The organism is Chitinophaga pinensis, assembly GCF_007896845.1.
GTDB lineage: Bacteria > Bacteroidota > Bacteroidia > Chitinophagales > Chitinophagaceae > Chitinophaga > Chitinophaga pinensis_C.
On the sequence record NZ_VOHS01000002.1, the window covers coordinates 141,291 to 158,600 of the forward strand.

General features: G+C 45.6%; 15 protein-coding genes. 6 read left to right on the plus strand and 9 right to left on the minus strand.

From position 1 onward, the window contains the following. Positions 1-114 precede the first annotated feature (114 nt). The 4 genes from recG to tgt all read right to left on the minus strand — a co-directional run bounded on the left by recG (position 115) and on the right by tgt (position 6,074). A complete protein-coding gene (gene recG / locus FEF09_RS02520) occupies positions 115-2,226 on the minus strand; it encodes an ATP-dependent DNA helicase RecG (RefSeq protein ID WP_146303527.1) in 2,112 nt (703 codons plus the stop codon). A 100-nt stretch (positions 2,227-2,326) separates the two neighbouring features. After that, positions 2,327-3,694 (minus strand): citrate (Si)-synthase, eukaryotic, encoded by a 1,368-nt coding sequence (locus FEF09_RS02525; protein WP_261387298.1) that lies wholly within the window; start codon positions 3,692-3,694, stop codon positions 2,327-2,329. Positions 3,695-3,841: 147 nt separating this feature from the next. After that, positions 3,842-4,921 carry an LptF/LptG family permease gene (locus FEF09_RS02530; protein WP_146303528.1) on the minus strand — a complete coding sequence of 360 codons (1,080 nt, stop codon included), beginning with the start codon at positions 4,919-4,921 and terminating at the stop codon, positions 3,842-3,844. Positions 4,922-4,943: 22 nt separating this feature from the next. Continuing rightward, positions 4,944-6,074 carry a tRNA guanosine(34) transglycosylase Tgt gene (gene tgt / locus FEF09_RS02535; RefSeq protein WP_146303529.1) on the minus strand — a complete coding sequence of 377 codons (1,131 nt, stop codon included), beginning with the start codon at positions 6,072-6,074 and terminating at the stop codon, positions 4,944-4,946. Positions 6,075-6,268: 194 nt separating this feature from the next. Between tgt and FEF09_RS02540 the strand changes: the two genes are divergently transcribed. The 5 genes from FEF09_RS02540 to FEF09_RS02560 all read left to right on the plus strand — a co-directional run bounded on the left by FEF09_RS02540 (position 6,269) and on the right by FEF09_RS02560 (position 9,479). Further along, complete coding sequence (locus FEF09_RS02540) at positions 6,269-7,402, plus strand: glycosyltransferase (protein WP_261387299.1); 1,134 nt, start codon at positions 6,269-6,271, stop codon at positions 7,400-7,402. Positions 7,403-7,505: 103 nt separating this feature from the next. Then, positions 7,506-8,129 carry a 16S rRNA (guanine(527)-N(7))-methyltransferase RsmG gene (rsmG, locus tag FEF09_RS02545; protein WP_146303531.1) on the plus strand — a complete coding sequence of 208 codons (624 nt, stop codon included), beginning with the start codon at positions 7,506-7,508 and terminating at the stop codon, positions 8,127-8,129. Positions 8,130-8,263: 134 nt separating this feature from the next. Further along, complete coding sequence (locus FEF09_RS02550; protein WP_146303532.1) at positions 8,264-8,821, plus strand: RNA polymerase sigma factor; 558 nt, start codon at positions 8,264-8,266, stop codon at positions 8,819-8,821. Positions 8,822-8,832: 11 nt separating this feature from the next. Continuing rightward, entirely contained in the window at positions 8,833-9,231 is a 399-nt protein-coding gene (locus tag FEF09_RS02555; RefSeq protein ID WP_012794486.1) for a hypothetical protein, read from the plus strand. Positions 9,232-9,269: 38 nt separating this feature from the next. Continuing rightward, on the plus strand, positions 9,270-9,479 hold the full coding sequence (locus FEF09_RS02560) for a hypothetical protein (RefSeq protein ID WP_146303533.1): 210 nt from the start codon (positions 9,270-9,272) through the stop codon (positions 9,477-9,479). Positions 9,480-9,924: 445 nt separating this feature from the next. On the opposite strand, the gene FEF09_RS02565 is transcribed toward FEF09_RS02560, so the two are convergent. The 5 genes from FEF09_RS02565 to FEF09_RS02585 form a co-directional block, all read right to left on the minus strand. Next, on the minus strand, positions 9,925-11,811 hold the full coding sequence (locus FEF09_RS02565; RefSeq protein ID WP_146303534.1) for a M1 family metallopeptidase: 1,887 nt from the start codon (positions 11,809-11,811) through the stop codon (positions 9,925-9,927). Between the two features lie 38 nt (positions 11,812-11,849). After that, positions 11,850-12,518 carry a 16S rRNA (cytidine(1402)-2'-O)-methyltransferase gene (gene rsmI / locus FEF09_RS02570; RefSeq protein WP_146303535.1) on the minus strand — a complete coding sequence of 223 codons (669 nt, stop codon included), beginning with the start codon at positions 12,516-12,518 and terminating at the stop codon, positions 11,850-11,852. A 107-nt stretch (positions 12,519-12,625) separates the two neighbouring features. Next, entirely contained in the window at positions 12,626-12,871 is a 246-nt protein-coding gene (gene purS / locus FEF09_RS02575; protein WP_146303536.1) for a phosphoribosylformylglycinamidine synthase subunit PurS, read from the minus strand. Between the two features lie 48 nt (positions 12,872-12,919). Continuing rightward, entirely contained in the window at positions 12,920-13,693 is a 774-nt protein-coding gene (locus tag FEF09_RS02580) for a CDP-alcohol phosphatidyltransferase family protein (protein WP_146303537.1), read from the minus strand. An 82-nt stretch (positions 13,694-13,775) separates the two neighbouring features. Next, a complete protein-coding gene (locus FEF09_RS02585; protein ID WP_146303538.1) occupies positions 13,776-15,068 on the minus strand; it encodes an aminopeptidase P family protein in 1,293 nt (430 codons plus the stop codon). Between the two features lie 491 nt (positions 15,069-15,559). Between FEF09_RS02585 and pckA the strand changes: the two genes are divergently transcribed. Further along, positions 15,560-17,161 carry a phosphoenolpyruvate carboxykinase (ATP) gene (pckA, locus tag FEF09_RS02590; RefSeq protein WP_146303539.1) on the plus strand — a complete coding sequence of 534 codons (1,602 nt, stop codon included), beginning with the start codon at positions 15,560-15,562 and terminating at the stop codon, positions 17,159-17,161. Positions 17,162-17,310: the final 149 nt, after the last annotated feature.

The window sequence follows — 17,310 nt, forward strand, 5'->3', positions numbered from 1 at the left end:
TATCATCCCCAAAAACACCGGCATTAATATAGATGGCGGAAACGTGCCGGAGTTTAAAAGAAGTCTATATACTAATTAACCGGGGCGCATTTGAATAATAAACGTAAAAGTGGCTCAGGAAATTTTACTCCACTGAGATTTTCCTTGTTGTGCCACAAGAAACTGCTGTAAGGATTGATTTTCAGGCATTGACAGGTCCGGGTCTTCCTGCAATAATTTCTCTGCGCTGGCGCGGGCGGCTTCCAGAATGGGGCGATCTTCTACAATATCGGCCAGTTTCAGGTCAATCAGACCGCTCTGGCGGGTACCTTCGATATCTCCGGGGCCTCTCAGTTCCATGTCTTTTTCGGATATCACAAAACCATCGTTTGTCTGTACCATCACCTGTATCCGCTCTTTTGAGTCAGCACCGACCTTATTGCCGGTCATCAGGATACAAAATGACTGCTCTGCCCCCCTGCCCACACGTCCGCGTAACTGGTGGAGCTGGGACAGTCCGAAGCGCTCGGTACTTTCGATTACCATCACTGAGGCATTCGGCACATTCACGCCCACCTCGATCACGGTGGTAGCGACCATGATCTGTGTATCTCCTTTTACGAACCGCTGCATGTTGGTTTCCTTCATATCCACGGGCTGTCTGCCGTGTACCATGCTGATATAGTACTGAGGCTCAGGGAAAAAGGCTTTCACTTCTTCATACCCTTTCATCAGGTTCTCATAATCAAGCGTCTCTGAATCTTCAATCAACGGATACACGATATATGCCTGTCGTCCTTTGCGTATTTCTTCTTTTATAAAATCCATCACCTGCGGTCGTTGGAATTCCGTACGGTGCACGGTGGTGATCGGTTTACGACCAGGTGGCAGTTCATCGATGACAGAGACATCCAGATCACCATACACGGTCATAGCCAGTGTGCGGGGAATCGGGGTAGCTGTCATGACAAGTATGTGGGGTGGCATCGTGTTTTTTTGCCACAGCCGGGCGCGCTGTGCCACACCAAAACGATGTTGCTCATCTACAATGGCCATCCCGAGGTTTTTGAACACCACCTGTGGTTCCAGCAGGGCATGTGTCCCTATCAGGATGTGGATTTCTCCTTCCTCTACTGCCTTCAGGATCTGTTTACGTGCTTTCCCTTTTACATTACCGGTTAACAGGGCTACTTTGACCGGCATCTGCGCCAGTAGTTCGGAAATGCTTTTATAATGCTGCTGAGACAAAATTTCTGTAGGAGCCATCAGACAGGCCTGAAAACCATTATCGACAGCCAGCAACATCGTCAGCAGGGCGACCATGGTCTTCCCGCTCCCTACATCTCCCTGAATCAGCCGGTTCATCTGACGACCGGTAGCGGTATCCTGCCGGATCTCTTTCAACACCCTTTTCTGGGCACCGGTCAGCGAGAATGGCAGGTATTCGTTGTAGAAGATATTAAAAGCATCTCCCACGGTGTTAAACACAAAACCACGGGAGGACTGCTGCCGTCTGATTTTCAGGCGGCAGATCCTGATCTGGGCAATAAACAGCTCTTCAAATTTCAGCCTCCGGCGGGCCAGATTGGCATCTTCTTCATTGAGCGGCAGATGGATCTTAAAATGTGCTTTTGCCCTGTCCATCAACCTGTATTGCTGCAGGATAGATGTGGGAATATTTTCAGGGATTTCTCCCGGGGATAATTGTTCGAGCAGGTTTTTTGTCAGCTTACCGATCGCTTTTGCTGTCAGTCCGCGGGCTTTCAGCTTTTCAGTAGTATAGTACACGGGCTCGAGGAACTGTTTTCCCGTTGCTGTTTCTTCCGTCACCAGATCCATTTCAGGATGAGACATCTGGAGATAGCCATTAAAAACGGCGATCTTTCCGAATACGAGGTAGGCTACATTTGTCTGCAGGGATTTCTCCACCCATTGCCAGCCCTGAAACCAGACAAGGGAGATTTCCCCTGTTTCATCCCGCAGGGTAGCGACTAACCTTTTGGCGCGTTTATCACCAATCACTTCCATACGGGTGATCTTTCCACGGATTTGCACGTAATCCATCTGCATATGCAACGTGATAATCTTTTCCACGTTGGTGCGGTCCACATATCGGAATGGGAAATAATACAACAGGTCTCTGAAAGTGTGTACACCGATCTCTTTGCGGAGCAATTCGCCCCGCTGCGGTCCTACTCCTTTCAGGTATTCTATCGGGTTGGATAATATGGCGTTCCTAAAGTCCATTGTCTACGATCCACAAACTGTTTCTCTTAAGCAGGCTACAAAAATAAAAGGTAAATAGCATATGCTATTTACCTTTCAGCAATTTATTGGTAAATGTCGCTTATTCAGCTTCTACTTTACCGGCAACGAACTGTTTCATCCATTCGGTTGTAACAGATTTCGGTCTTTCCAGAGAGAATCCGAGGGCACGGTCCCAACACAGGGAAGCCAGTACACCCAGTGCACGTGATACACCAAATAATACGGTATAGAATTCATATTCCACCAGACCATAATGAACGAGTAATGCACCGGAATGTGCATCTACGTTAGGCCATGGATTTTTCACCTTACCCAGACTTTCTAAGATCGGTGGTACAGTTTCATACACCAGCCATACAATTTCCACCAGTTCATCGTCAGCCAGATGTTTCTTCGCAAACTCCATCTGAGCGGTGAAGCGGGGATCCGTTTTACGCAGTACGGCATGACCATAACCGGGTACTACTTTACCTTCAGACAGGGTCTTACGTACATAATCTTCGATCTGTTGCTTGGTTGGAGAACCACCACCCAGTTCTTCACGCATTTCAAGGATCCACTTGATCACCTCCTGATTAGCCAGACCATGTAGAGGACCAGCCAGACCATTCATACCAGCTGCGAAAGACAGGTAAGCATCACTCAGTGCAGAACCTACCAGATGAGTAGTGTGCGCACTTACGTTACCACCTTCGTGGTCAGCATGGATAGTCATATAAAGACGCATCAGTTCTTTGAACCCTTCGTCTTCATAACCCAGCATGTGAGCGAAGTTACCAGCCCAGTCCAGCAGACCGTTTGGCTGAATGTGAACGTTGTTTTTGTATTTGCGGCGGTAGATATAAGCGGCTATACGTGGCAGACGTGCAATGAGGTCCATTGAATCGTCATACATATAGCTCCAGTAGTCTTTTTTATTCATCCCTTCCGCGTAAGCTTTTGCGAAAGTAGATTCAGTCTGTAATGCCATTACACCTACGGTGAACATTGTCATCGGGTGTGCACTAACCGGCAGTGCATCGATTGCGGCAAATACATGATTAGGTACATGAGAGCGACGTGCCCACTGGTTAGACAGGTGTTGCACATCTGCCTCTTCAGGCAGCTCTCCTATCAACATCAGGTAAAATAATCCTTCTGGTAAGGGCTCAGCGCCACCTTTTACTTTTGGCATTTTCTCACGCAGTTCAGGGATTGAATATCCGCGGAAACGGATCCCTTCATTTGCGTCCAGTAATGATGTTTCTGTCACCAGACCAGTGATGCCGCGCATCCCCTGGTAAACCTGTGCCAGTGTAACATCCTCTATCTTCATATCGCCATGGTTCTTCACGAGGTCCTTTACTTCCGCATTGAGCTCATCGGCCTTTACCTTGAATTTTTCTTTTATATACCCCATTTTAAACTGTTGATTAGGTAATGTAACAAAAATCGGATCAAGTCTCAAAAGTAATGATTTGTTGAAAACTTAGCTGCTTACAATCATAGTTTTACAGGTAGCAATAAACTTCATAACTTTCAAACAACTGATTACCAATATACAAATAAGTGAATATTAATGATTACGCAATAAATTAAAGAAATGTGAAATTTTCTATTTCGGCGCTCTCAGGTATAGCCAGAAGGCTAATCCGCCGAAAAGGAAGTTCGGAATCCACACTGCCAGTAAGGGATTCAGGTCTGCTTTAATAGAAAATACCGTGGAAAACTGCAGGAAGATAATATAGCTGGCGCTGATCACTATTCCTACCGCAAGGTGCAGACCACTACCGCCTCTCACTTTTTTGGAGGCAATAATCCCACCGATCAGGGTCAGGATCACCACTGCTCCGGAGGAAGCCGTTCGTCTGTATTTTTCAACGTAGAATGTATTTAAGCCTTCCGCTCCTTTCAGTTCCTCTCTCGCAATATAGGTATCCAGTTCGGGAGTTGTCATCGCCTCCTGAATATTTTTCTCCTCATACATCTCTTTCGGATTCAGCGGGATCTTGATGGTAGTATCCGTTTTAGACCACCAATGTTCCTTCAGACCATTGATGCGGCGCATGGTCACATAATCCAGTTTCCATTTACCGGCGACAGAGTCCCAGCTGATCCTGTCGGCCTTCATCTTGAATTTGATGTTCTGACCACGTACATCTTCATACAGGAAGTTACTGCCGCTTTTATAGTTAGGGTCATAAGAGCCAAAGGTCACATAGGTAAAGCTGTCTACACGGATGGTTTTATCATACATGTTGAGCTGTGCCTTCTTCTTATGAACATATTCCGCTTCAAATTTGGTCCTGATCTTATTGGCAACGGGTACTGTCCAGCGGTTCCCCAGCCACAGCAGGCCGCCAAACAGGAAGGCGCCCACCCAGTATGGACGCAGGAAGCGGCGGAAGCTTACCCCACTACACAAGATGGCAACGATCTCTGTACGATAGGCCATTTTGGAAGTGAAAAAGATCACGGAAATGAAAATGAACAGGGGAAACAACAATGCAGCGATATGTGGGATGAAACCGAAGTAGTAATCAACCACAATCGTGTAAAAAGACAGGTTGTTGCTCATGAAGTCATCGATCTTCTCCGTCACGTCTATCACCACGGAAATGACGAGCAGGATCATGAGGGAGTAAATGAAGGTACCTATGAACTTACGTAGGATATACCAGTCTATCTTTGTCATATAACGGCAAGATAATATAAATCTAAAGTCTTTGTTTCAACTGCGGCACCATACTATTTTTCCAGGAGGCATAGTTTCCTGCGAGGATCTGTTTCCGGGCTTCTTGTACCAGTTCCAGATAAAAAGCAATATTATGGATACTTGCCAGCTGCATACCCAGGATCTCACCGGCAGCAAATAAATGCCTCAGATAAGCCTTGGTGTAGCGATTGCTGGCGAAGCAGGGACTATTTTCATCAATTGGTGTGAAATCGGTCGCCCACTTCTTATTTTTTATATTGATCACCCCGTTCCAGGTGAATAACATTCCATTACGTCCGTTACGGGTTGGCATTACACAGTCAAACATATCCACACCGAGGGCAATGTTTTCCAGTATGTTCCAGGGGGTACCTACGCCCATCAGGTAGCGTGGTTTTTCCGTTGGCAGAATATCACATACTAGTCCACACATTTCGTACATATCCTGTTCCGGCTCACCTACGCTCAATCCACCAATAGCGTTACCGGCACATTCGCGGGCAGCGATTTCGGTAGCCGAAATAGTACGCAGATCTTTATAGGTACTACCCTGCACAATCGGGAATAAGGTCTGTTCATGGCCATAAACCGGCTGTGTTTCTGCCAGACGTTTAATACAACGGTCCAGCCAGCGATGGGTCAGTTCCATCGACTTTTTGGCGTAGCGGTACTCTGAAGGGTATGGCGGGCACTCATCAAACGCCATAATGATATCGGCGCCAATGGTACGCTGGATATCCATTACATTTTCCGGCGTAAACAGATGGCGGGAACCATCAATATGGGACTGGAAAAGGCAGCCTTCTTCCTTTATTTTACGGTTAGCAGCCAGCGAAAACACCTGATAACCACCACTATCCGTCAGCATAGGTCTTTCCCAGCCGTTGAACTTGTGCAGTCCGCCGGCCTGTGACAACACCTCCATTCCCGGACGAAGGTACAGGTGATATGTATTTCCCAGAATGATCTGCGCTTTTACATCATCGCGCAACTGCTCCTGCGTCACTGCTTTTACGCTACCTACCGTGCCTACCGGCATGAAAATAGGCGTTTCAATTTTCCCGTGGTCAGTGGTAATCAACCCTGCCCGGGCTTTACTGTTGCTATCTGTTGTAGTAAGTTCAAAAATCATCTTGGTATACTGAAAGCTTGAGGCTGTTCCAGCCGTTTTTCAGGGGGCAAAAATAAGGGGAATTATGCAGAACGCCGCATCGGAGGCTGTCACGCAATCAGACGGCTATCGGGGAAAAGCCCCTGTCGGGCCCTAAAAATCTTTTTTTCCACAGGACTATACAGATAATCAAAAACGTATATATTTGCTATGCTATGTTGTATAACTTGGGCTTAATAGCCTTTTACGCTTTTGCTACCGTGGCAGCCATACAAATATTGTATTACCTGATCTTCTTTTCCCGCGTAGCTTTTTATCGCCGTACCTTCGAAAGTGAAGTCGATCCCGACGCGGAGTGCTCCGTTATCATCTGCGCCAAAGACGAAGAGCTGAATCTTCAGAAAAACCTGCCGGCTGTATTGCAACAGCGCTACCACGGTAAAAAGAAGCCAGCCTACGAGGTGATTGTGGTAAATGACAATTCCGAAGATGACACCAAATATTACCTTCGCTCTATCGAACCCGGTTATCCTCATTATCGCCATATAGAGATCAAACAAGCCGCCAAGTTCATTCCCGGCAAAAAATTCCCACTCTCCATGGGTATCCGGACTGCCAAACACGAAAACATACTGCTGACTGATGCGGACTGCAAACCGTCCAGTACGTATTGGCTGTCACTCATGAGTCAGGGTTTTACCGATGGGAAAGAGATCGTACTTGGTTACAGTCCGTATGAGAAGAAACCTGGACTGCTGAACAAAGTGATCCGTTATGAGACTTACTTCAGCGCACTACAATATCTATCCTTCGCCCTCAGCGGCATTACATACATGGGAGTAGGCCGTAATCTGGCTTATAAACGTGAACTGTTCAACCGTCATAAAGGGTTTACCGCCCACCATCATATTGCTTCCGGTGATGATGACCTGTTTGTAAACGCAGCTGCTACCCGTCACAATGTGAGTGTAGTGATCGATAAACAGGCATTTACCTATTCTGAGCCAAAGACCACCTGGAGAAAATGGTATCAGCAAAAAACAAGGCATATGTCTACCGGCAAGCACTACCGCTTTAGTCACAAAGTGCTGCTGGGATTGTTCTCGCTGACACATTTCCTGTTTTATCCGCTGTTCATCGGCTGTCTGTTCTACGAGCCATTGCGGATCTACACGTTGAGCGTTTTCGGAGGAAAACTGCTGTTGCAGTCTGTTATCTCCTTTATGGCCATGCGTAAACTGGATGAAGGCGACCTCTTCAAATTCAGCTGGTTTATGGACTTCTTTATGTTCGTTTATTACCTGTTTCTGACACCGGCCCTGATGTTCAAGTCTAAGAACAGATGGTAAGGTTATCTATAAAAATTTTATATCAGCGGCTGTCTCAAAAAGGACAGCCGTTTTTTATTGCAGCAAGCTCTTTACATTTGCACCAATTTACAGCGCATATATCATGGAGATCGTACTTAAATACTTTTCAGACTTTACGGATACACAAATACAGCAATTAGAGGCATTGAGCGGGCTTTATCAGGAATGGAATGAGAAAATCAATGTAATATCCCGTAAGGATATTGATTCATTGTACGAGAAACATGTTTTACATTCCCTCAGTATTGCCGCTGTGGCAGACTTCCCTAACGGTATGCAGATACTTGACCTTGGCACAGGTGGTGGCTTTCCGGGTATTCCTCTGGCGATCTTTTTCCCGGAAGTACAATTCCATCTGGTAGACTCCATTGGTAAAAAGATCAAAGTAGTGGAAGGTGTATCTGAAGCACTGGGATTGAAAAATGTAACCTACAAGCACTCCCGTGTAGAAGATATCAAGGACCGTAAGTTTGATCTGGTTGTATCCCGTGCAGTAGCCCCCCTGAAAGATTTATGGCACTGGAGCAAGCCGGTACTGAAAAAAGCCCCTGCGCATGAGCAGCAACCCGGACTAATATGTCTCAAAGGCGGTGATCTGACTGAAGAAATCTCAGAAAGTGGTGTTCGTCCCCACCTTACCAACATCTATAAATTATTCCCGGAAGAATTTTTCCAGGAAAAGCATATTGTTGTGGTAAATAAATAACTGATAATCAACCTACATACTGAAATAGCGCCAAAAATCTTATAAAAACTTAGAAAACTGTAAAATATCGATACTGTTTTTTCGTCTCCCTTATTAAGATGAAAGAATTGCTCCTTAAAAAAACGCCTCTGGCTATGGCTGCAGAACAAAACGAGCGCATCCAGGAAACGGTGCGACAGGAGCGCAAACGCTTGCTTCATTTTATCCGGAAACGGGTCAACAATGTGGCTGATGCAGAAGATATCCTGCAGGATGTATTTTACCAGTTTACAGAATATTCACGTGTGGGTAGTCAGATAGATTCTATCACTGCCTGGCTTTTTACGGTTACCCGGAATAAGATCACCGACTGGTTCCGTAAAAAACGTGAATCCACTTTCAGTGAGCATACCCGTGAAAATGATGGTGAAGAAACCTTATTCCTTTCAGAAGTGATAGCTGACCCGGGTGCGCTGAGTGATGCGCCCATGACCCGTAAAGTAATAGCAGAGTCTATTATGGAAGCTGTCGATGAATTACCGGAAGAGCAACGTTTTGTGTTTCTGCAACATGAAATTGAAGGCAAGTCCTTTAAGGAGATGTCTGCTGAAACAGGTGTGTCCGTCAACACCTTATTATCCAGAAAAAGATATGCAGTGCTTTTCCTCCGGGAACGGCTGGCGGAACTGTATAAAGACCTTTTACAAGATTAAAAATATTATATATGAGACGTGCACCCAATGTATCCAAGATTGCACATGTATTCAAGTTTATCCTGATGGCCTTCATATTTTGTTGTGCAGTCGGTTTTTCTGTACAATATCTGTGGAACTGGCTCATTCCGGAACTGTTTCATGGTCCTGTCATCACCTTCTGGCAGGCACTGGGCCTTTGTCTGCTGGGTAAACTGATCTTCGGCTGGCATGGTAGCGGCGGAGCACCATGGGGAGCAAGAGCCAAACAAAAATGGCGTGCACGTATGATGGAGAAGATGCAGCATATGTCAGAAGAAGAAAGAGAGAAACTGCGTGAAAAGCTGCGTAGATGCACCGTAGGTCCTCGTTGGGGACAAAGCCCATTCGATGATGAAAAACAGGAGTCTAAAACCGAAACCAATCTGTAATGCATAGCATAGCCATAAACCACCTAATACCGTTTGACATGATAGGTATATTCAAAACCAATATCGCGACGAAGGAAGACCGGCAAACTATTCTGGAAGCGATTCGTAGCCGGTTTGAAGTAGGTCAGTGTCACGTAGATCTCGAAGATTGTGATAAGGTATTACGTATCACAGAAATGAAAGTCCAGGAAGATGAAGTGATCAGTTTTGTGAAGGATAAGGGCTTTGATTGCGATGTCTTAGAATAACAAGCTCGTTTTTTTTGATAGATAGACTATTGTTCATTTGTTTCCATGATAAAGGCGGCACTGCAAAGAGCCGCCTTTATCTTTTTTAATTTTCTTTATTGTTTCTGTCCGCCAGCATTCCAATAGTCGAATTCATTATACACATCGTCTTCTTTCGTCACTACCATACAGAAAAGCCAATCCCTCTGCATGTCTCTTATAACTAGCGCTCAAAAATAATTGCCCTTTTAGCCTTTACGCCAGATAAACTCCTGGGCCTCTTAAGTGAATAACCATCGCTAAACACAATTTTTAACTTACGATACTTCATATGCTATTATGTTTACTATTTTCTCATCTGAGGTCATCCGGCAGGAGTCAGCAGGTTAATGCCCTCATTTTTCTTATATAAAAAAACGCTGCTTCACATTGCGAAGCAGCGTTTCAATTTTATCATCAGCAATCACTATTGCTCAAACTCATTATTACTTCTGTTCAGATCAGCCATACGTTCACTCGGATCGATCTCCGCCTTTTTGATCTCACTCATCGGCATATCAATTTCCACATCGTATGTTCTGTTTGTCCATGGCCAGTAATCATGTACTACGCGTTGTACTGCTGCATCTTCATTTGGTTTCGCACCAAACATCAGCGACATCGGAACATAGTGCATCACCTGTTTGCCATCTTTACCTGTGATCAGCAGATCGATTGGCATCGGCATGTTATCTACACGACGCAATCTCACAACTGTTTTACCATTGTTTTCAAACACGCTATCGATGCTGTAATCAATGTGTTTTGTACTGTATACAAAGTACTGTTTGTACCAATCCAGCTGAAGACCACTTTCTTTCTCCATGATACGAATGAAATCATTCACATTCGGATGTTTAAAACGCCATTCCCAATAGTATTTCAACAGCCCTTTATCGCGTGCTTCCGCACCGATGATATAACCCAGTTGCTCCAGGAATACAGCACCTTTTGAGTAAGCAGTCAGACTATAGCCATAGTTGGTATTATAGTGATCAGAGTGTGTGCTCATGGGCTCTTCATAACCACTTCTCACCAGTGCGAAGTAACCATTATAGGCGCTTGTCTGTGCGGAAGGTGATTTTGTTGAATCCAGTGTGTGATATACAACATTATTTTCTGCGAAGGTGGTGAAACCTTCATCCATCCATGGATACAGGCTTTCATTGGTGCCCAGCATACCCTGATACCAGGTGTGCATCCACTCATGTGCAGCCAGACCATACAGTCCTTCCAGCTTACCATTACCCATGATCAGCGTAGCCATTGGATATTCCATACCGCCGTCGCCACCTTGTATAAATGAATAGCTTTTATAAGGATAAGGACCGTAATGTTCTTTGATGTATTTGTAAGCAGTCGGAATCATTTTAGCGAAGGTCGGCCAGGTTTCTTTTGTTGTCTCATTCTCTATGTAGAAGAAGTGAGCCGTGAAACCATCCACCTGCTGTGTGATATGCTTGTAATCAGGATCTGCTGCCCATACAAAATCGTGTACGTTCTGTGCAGAGAAATGCCAGGTCAGTTTATTACCCGCCGGACGTAATACTTTGCTACCCGCCATTTCATAACCATAACCGATCTGGTTAGGATTCTGCAGGTAACCGGTAGCTGCAACAACATATTTTTTATCGATAGAGATCTTCACATCATAATCCCCCCATATGCCGTAGAATTCACGTGCAATGTAAGGAGTAGGATGCCATCCTTCATAATCGTATTCACACATTTTAGGGTACCACTGTGCCATGGAATAGTCTACTCCTTCGGAGTTATTACGGCCGCTGCGGCGGATCTGAACAGGCACCTGTGCTTCGAATTCCATATCGAACGTAGCAGTAGCATGTGGCAGAATTGGCTTAGCCAGAGGTACTTCCAGAATGGTTCCGATCACGTTATATGTCTGCGTGGCACCATCTCTTTTCAGGGAGAGTATTTTCTGATACCCGATCTGGTCAGGTTGCAGTTTAGAAATACGATCAGTGACACGTCCATCCCAGTCACGTCTTTCATTACCGTTCTTATCTCTGTATAATACAGTTTGTCCAAGTTCGCGGCTGCGCACGTCCATCATACTACCCGGCTGAAATGCATTCCAGTACAGGTGATAGAATACTTTGTAAAGCGTATCAGGCGAGTTATTGGTGTATTGCAGTTTTTGCTTGCCACTGAAGCGGTTAGCCGCAACATCCATATTGATGTCCATTGCATATTTTACTCTCTGCTGCCAGCGGTCTGACTGGGCTTTCGCACCTTGCCAACCCGCGATAAGCAGGCAAGCCAGCAGACATTTTGTTACTGTCGTTTGCGTCATCCTGAATTCTGTTTATGTTAATTGAGTTGTTTAATGGTTTATGATTTCCCTTCTACGATCAGCACGATTTCTCCTTTCACCCCTTTTTCAGCGAAATAATCATGTACCTCCTGTAAAGTACCTCTTTTATTTTCTTCAAACATTTTGGTCAGCTCCCGGCTTACACAACACTGGCGTTCCGGACCAAAATAAGTGATCAGATCGGCGAGTGTTCTTACCAAACGCATAGGCGATTCATAAAATACCAGTGTACGCTCATCCGTAGCCAGCTGTGTGAACAAAGTATGCCGTCCTTTTTTTAGTGGAGGGAACCCTTCAAAGGAGAAACGGTTCATCGGAATACCGCTGTTGACCAATGCGGGTACAAACGCAGTTGCTCCCGGCAGACATTCCACCGGTATACCTGTGCGGATACACTCACGTACCAGCAGGAAGCCCGGATCAGATACGCCCGGTGTACCGGCGTCTGTGATCAGTGCCATCGTTTTACCAGCCTGTAATTGCTGCAGGAGATGCTGGAGTACCTTATGTTCATTATGCTGGTGGTAGGGAGTGATCGGCTTATTGATATTGTAATGTTTCAATAAGAATCCCGAGGTGCGGGTATCTTCCGCCAATATCAGTGCAGCGTCTTCCAACACTTTTACTGCGCGGTAAGTAATATCGGCCAGATTGCCTATGGGAGAAGGAACAAGATATAACTTCATACAAGTACGAATTACAAATTACGAATTACGAATGAAATGCAGCGATGATGATAGATGCTATAAGCTCATTCGTAATTCGACATTCGTAATTCGTAATTGCTGTTTTATTAGTGGATGCTGACTTCAAAAGATTCCATCACCTGGTTAGCCAACAGTTTCTGACAGGCATTTTCCGCCAGTTGTTGTGCTTCTTCTTTAGTAGCAGCTTCTATCTGAAGGGTGATGTGTTTGCCAATTCTCACGTCATGTACATTACTGATGCCGAGATTCTTTAAACCACTCATTACAGCTTTGCCCTGAGGGTCCAGTAATTCTTTCAGCGGCATCACATTTATATGTGCAGTAAACGTCATGTTTTGAAAAATTTGACGCAAACCTAAGACATAAATCGCAAAAAACCACTACTTAGCGGCGCTTCCGGTCACAGGTTTTGCTACCAGTGACAGCAACACATAACACACAAAAACGAACGGAACAGTCGCAAACTGCAGAAACGGAATGCCGATCAATGACAGCACAACCAGCAGGAAACGGGCCCAGTTAGGCTTGATCTGCAAACTCTTAAATTTCAGACTGAGCATTGGAATTTCTGCTACCATGAGGTAACACAGCAGGGCGATAATGATATATAACACCCATATGTTCTGTAGCCAATGCGCCAGATTGAACGGATTGTACATGATGATCATCGGGAAAGAGGCTACCAGCAAACCTACAGCGGGTGTTGGTATACCAATAAAGTTCTCTGACTGACGGGTATCCAGATTGAATTTAGCCAGTCTGTACGCTGCGAAACAAGGTACCAGTAGTGCCGGCGCCAGATTCACATAAGATACATCAAATACATCAGGCATACTCATGTATGCACTTCTCAACAGGCGGAACAGCATCATGCCCGGTACCAATCCGAAACTGACCATATCAGCCAGTGAATCCAGTTCACGGCCAAAAGGCGATTGCAGTTTGAGCCATCTGGCTGCCAGTCCGTCGGTAAAATCAAATAAGGCCGCCAGTACTACCATGGCAGAGGCCCAGTACATAGGTGCAGGGTTGGTAACCAGATACTCTCCCCCGTTGAATTCCGCTCTGTATTCAGGAGAATGCAGAATGTAAATCACGGCAAGAGCACCACAAAACAGGTTGCCGAGCGTCAGGATATTAGGAAGTTGCTTCATCTGTATTCAAGCCGATCGTCTATGAAGGGTTCTCCATAGACGATCGCACATTTTAGCATTAAATATTTAGTAAATATATATACTATTTCTTCATCAACGACTCTATCTCGTCAGCAGTAATAGGAATATTCCTCATCAGGTCCACATTACCACCTGCAGTTAACCATATATTGTTCTCTATACGGATACCCATTTTCTCTTCCTCAATATAGATACCGGGTTCGATTGTCATCACGGAATTCTCAGGAATCGGCTGGTGGAAGGACGGTCCGAGGTCATGTACACCTACGCCCAGATGATGGGAAATACCGTGGTACAGATATTTACGGTAGGCAGGTACTTCAGGATCCTGATTTTTAATATCTTCTTCTTTCAGCAGGCCGATCTTCACAAACTGCTTACCGGCTTCCACACCCACCATTTCATGGTATTTCGCAATGGTAATACCCGGACGAAGGATGGTTTTGGCGTAGTTATGCAGGTGCAGACAAGCATCGTATACCTCCCGCTGGCGGGCGGTAAATTTACCATTTACCGGTACTGTACGGGTAAGATCGGCATTGTAACCACCATAGGCGGCGCCAAAGTCCATCAGGATCAGTTCACCGTCTTTGCACTCCTGATTATTGAATATATAATGGAGGATACGTGCGCGGTCGCCACTGGCGATAATAGAGCCGTATGCCTCTCCGTCAGCCCGGTTACGCAGGAATTCATGCAGGATCTCGGCATGAATCTCATGTTCCCATACCCCCGGCGTAATAAACTGTAATAAACGACGGAAAGTCTTTTCTGTAATATCGATCGCGTGCTGTAACACCTGCACTTCTTCCGGTGTCTTCGCGGCACGCAGCTTTTTGAATATAACGGCTGCACGCAGGTAATTATGCAAAGGATAACGGCTGCGCATTTCTTCCGCATAACGGTAATCCCTTACAGGCACCAGACTTGACTTACGGTTATTTTCGTTGGTATTCAGATAGATGTTGGTAACATCATGGATCCATGGTTGCAGCATCGCATCCAGACTATCCAGCCACACAACAGTGGTGATACCTGAAACAGCAAACGCCTCATCCTTACGCAGCCTGTGTCCATCCCATTTTTCCTTCAGTTCATTCGGACGAACCAGTACCAGTACTTCCCGGAACTTCGGATCCGGATTATCAGGATATAAAATGACCATCGTATCCTCCTGCTCAATACCGGTCAACCAATACAGATCTGCATTCTGCTGGAATTTATGCAGGGCGTCCCCATTGGTCGGCAATTCGTCATTGGAATTGATGATGGCAATGGAATCCGGCTGCATGGCAGCAATAAAGCGCTGGCGATTCTTAATGAAGATCTGAGAGTCTAATGGTAAATTTTTCATATTCTTTTTTTACGGTGGCGTTCAAAAATGCGCGTCAAACCTACTGAAATTTCACAAAACGCCCCCTTGTCTATTATGTAGTCAAACTGTTAATGTTTAGATGCCATTTGGCCGTCGCAGATTCGTCGCTAGTTCGTCGCTTGTTCGTCCACTCTTCGTCCGGTCATTTTTTGCCAGTCATTTTAACTGGCAGGGGACAAAGCCGGCCAGATTTTCTCACGGAAAAAGAACGATTAATAATAACAAATATAGCGTAACATCTACCGGACTGTAATATAACGAAATATGCAGGGGCTTTCCCGGGAATAAGCGTATGCGACGCACTTAATTTTTTACTGATTCCTGCAAAACAGGCAGATCCATTTTAGAAATCCATCAAACAAACAACCATTTAGCAGTTACATTTTCTAAATTTATTCAAAACTGCGGGCTTTAATTTGATAATATCAAAAAAGCACTAGATTTGCTTACTACACCAAAACAATCTTACCATGCAAGTTAGCAGTGTAAGGAATCCTGTTGCCGACCTGATAGAGCTGGGTATTCGGCAAACGGGTCATATTTTCTACCAACTCGAGCCAACAGAACTTATTTCACAAACTGTGGCTCTCGGACAGGGCGCTATCCTCAGCAACGGCGCCCTTGCAGTGAACACCGGACAATTTACCGGAAGATCTCCCAAAGACAAATTTATTGTAAAAGACGCGCTCACAGCGTCCACTGTCAACTGGAACGATTTTAACATTCCCATCGGCCCGGAAAGCTTTGACAAACTGTACGACCGGATCACCCGTTATTTTGCGGGCAAAGACATCTGGATGCGTGAAGGTTATGCCTGCGCGGATCCCTCCTATCGTGTCAATATCCGCGTCATCACAGAAACGCCCTGGGCGAACCTGTTTGCCTACAACATGTTCCTGCGGCCTTCAGAGGAAGAACTGGAAGACATTCATGCAGACTGGACCATCATTCAGGCGCCGGGATGTCTTGCAGATCCAGCCTCTGATGGTACCCGTCAGTCAAATTTTGCGGTAGTCAATTTCAGCCGTAAAATGATCCTTATCGGAGGCACCGCCTACACCGGTGAGATCAAGAAAGGCATTTTCACCATCCTCAATTACATTCTGCCACACGAACATGGCGTATTGAGTATGCACTGTTCTGCCAATCTGGGCGCCAAAGGCGATACAGCTATTTTCTTCGGATTGAGTGGCACGGGTAAAACGACGCTCAGTGCAGATCCGGAAAGAAGACTGATCGGGGATGATGAACATGGCTGGTCCGCTGATAATGTCTTCAACTTCGAAGGAGGCTGTTATGCCAAGTGTATAGACCTCAGCGAAGAAAAGGAACCGCAGATTTTCCATGCCATCCGCGAAGGAGCGCTACTGGAGAATATCATGTGCTATCCGGGTACCAGCGATGTCAACTATGCAGACAAGTGTATCACGGAAAACACAAGGGTATCTTATCCCCTGAATTATATCGATAACGCCGTTATACCCTCCGTTGGCGGCGTACCGGATAATATCTTCTTCCTGACCTGTGATGCTTACGGTGTACTGCCGCCTATTTCCCGGCTTACGCCGGAGCAGGCGATGTACCAGTTCATCTCCGGATATACTGCCAGAGTAGCGGGTACAGAAACCGGCGTTACAGAACCAACCACTACCTTCAGTACCTGCTTTGGAGCGCCTTTCCTGCCGCTGCATCCTGTAAAATATGCATCGCTGCTGGGTGACAAACTACGCAAACATAAGGCTACTGTATGGCTGATCAATACCGGCTGGACTGGTGGATCGTATGGTACCGGTCAGCGTATCAGATTGTCCTACACAAGAGCGATGGTCAGTGCGGCCCTGAACGGACAGCTGGATAAACTGGCGTACAAAGATCATCCGGTATTTGGTGTGTCTATTCCGGAATCCTGTCCGGGTGTGCCTTCCGATATACTGGACCCACGCAATACATGGGCTGATAAATCCGCCTATGACCAGCGGGCTAATGAGCTGGGAGTGAAGTTTGTACGCAATTTTGAGAAATATGCGTCACAGGCAACGCCGGAAATTTTATCCGCATCTCCAAGAATTTAGTTATATTGGGCAACCTTAGCCTGCCTTTAAAATTTCCACTACTATTACAAGTTCTGATGTGTACAGGTTTTCCTGTAGCAAAACAAGTGACCTATTCATTACCTATGGCAGGGAACTTGTTTTGCAGAACTTGAAAGGAAATACCTACC

Bases quoted from the DNA above. Each gene is read 5' to 3' on its own strand.
- purS (WP_146303536.1), bottom strand. From the start codon at position 12,871: ATGACGTTTACTGCACATATAAATGTGATGCCGCTGAAAGAATTACTG.
- FEF09_RS02530 (WP_146303528.1), bottom strand. From the start codon at position 4,921: ATGACAAAGATAGACTGGTATATCCTACGTAAGTTCATAGGTACCTTC.
- recG (WP_146303527.1), bottom strand. From the start codon at position 2,226: ATGGACTTTAGGAACGCCATATTATCCAACCCGATAGAATACCTGAAA.
- FEF09_RS02585 (WP_146303538.1), bottom strand. From the start codon at position 15,068: ATGAAAAATTTACCATTAGACTCTCAGATCTTCATTAAGAATCGCCAG.
- rsmI (WP_146303535.1), bottom strand. From the start codon at position 12,518: ATGAAGTTATATCTTGTTCCTTCTCCCATAGGCAATCTGGCCGATATT.
- FEF09_RS02580 (WP_146303537.1), bottom strand. From the start codon at position 13,693: ATGAAGCAACTTCCTAATATCCTGACGCTCGGCAACCTGTTTTGTGGT.
- FEF09_RS02550 (WP_146303532.1), top strand. From the start codon at position 8,264: ATGGCTGCAGAACAAAACGAGCGCATCCAGGAAACGGTGCGACAGGAG.
- rsmG (WP_146303531.1), top strand. From the start codon at position 7,506: ATGGAGATCGTACTTAAATACTTTTCAGACTTTACGGATACACAAATA.
- FEF09_RS02540 (WP_261387299.1), top strand. From the start codon at position 6,269: ATGTTGTATAACTTGGGCTTAATAGCCTTTTACGCTTTTGCTACCGTG.
- FEF09_RS02565 (WP_146303534.1), bottom strand. From the start codon at position 11,811: ATGACGCAAACGACAGTAACAAAATGTCTGCTGGCTTGCCTGCTTATC.
- FEF09_RS02555 (WP_012794486.1), top strand. From the start codon at position 8,833: ATGAGACGTGCACCCAATGTATCCAAGATTGCACATGTATTCAAGTTT.
- tgt (WP_146303529.1), bottom strand. From the start codon at position 6,074: ATGATTTTTGAACTTACTACAACAGATAGCAACAGTAAAGCCCGGGCA.
- pckA (WP_146303539.1), top strand. From the start codon at position 15,560: ATGCAAGTTAGCAGTGTAAGGAATCCTGTTGCCGACCTGATAGAGCTG.
- FEF09_RS02560 (WP_146303533.1), top strand. From the start codon at position 9,270: ATGATAGGTATATTCAAAACCAATATCGCGACGAAGGAAGACCGGCAA.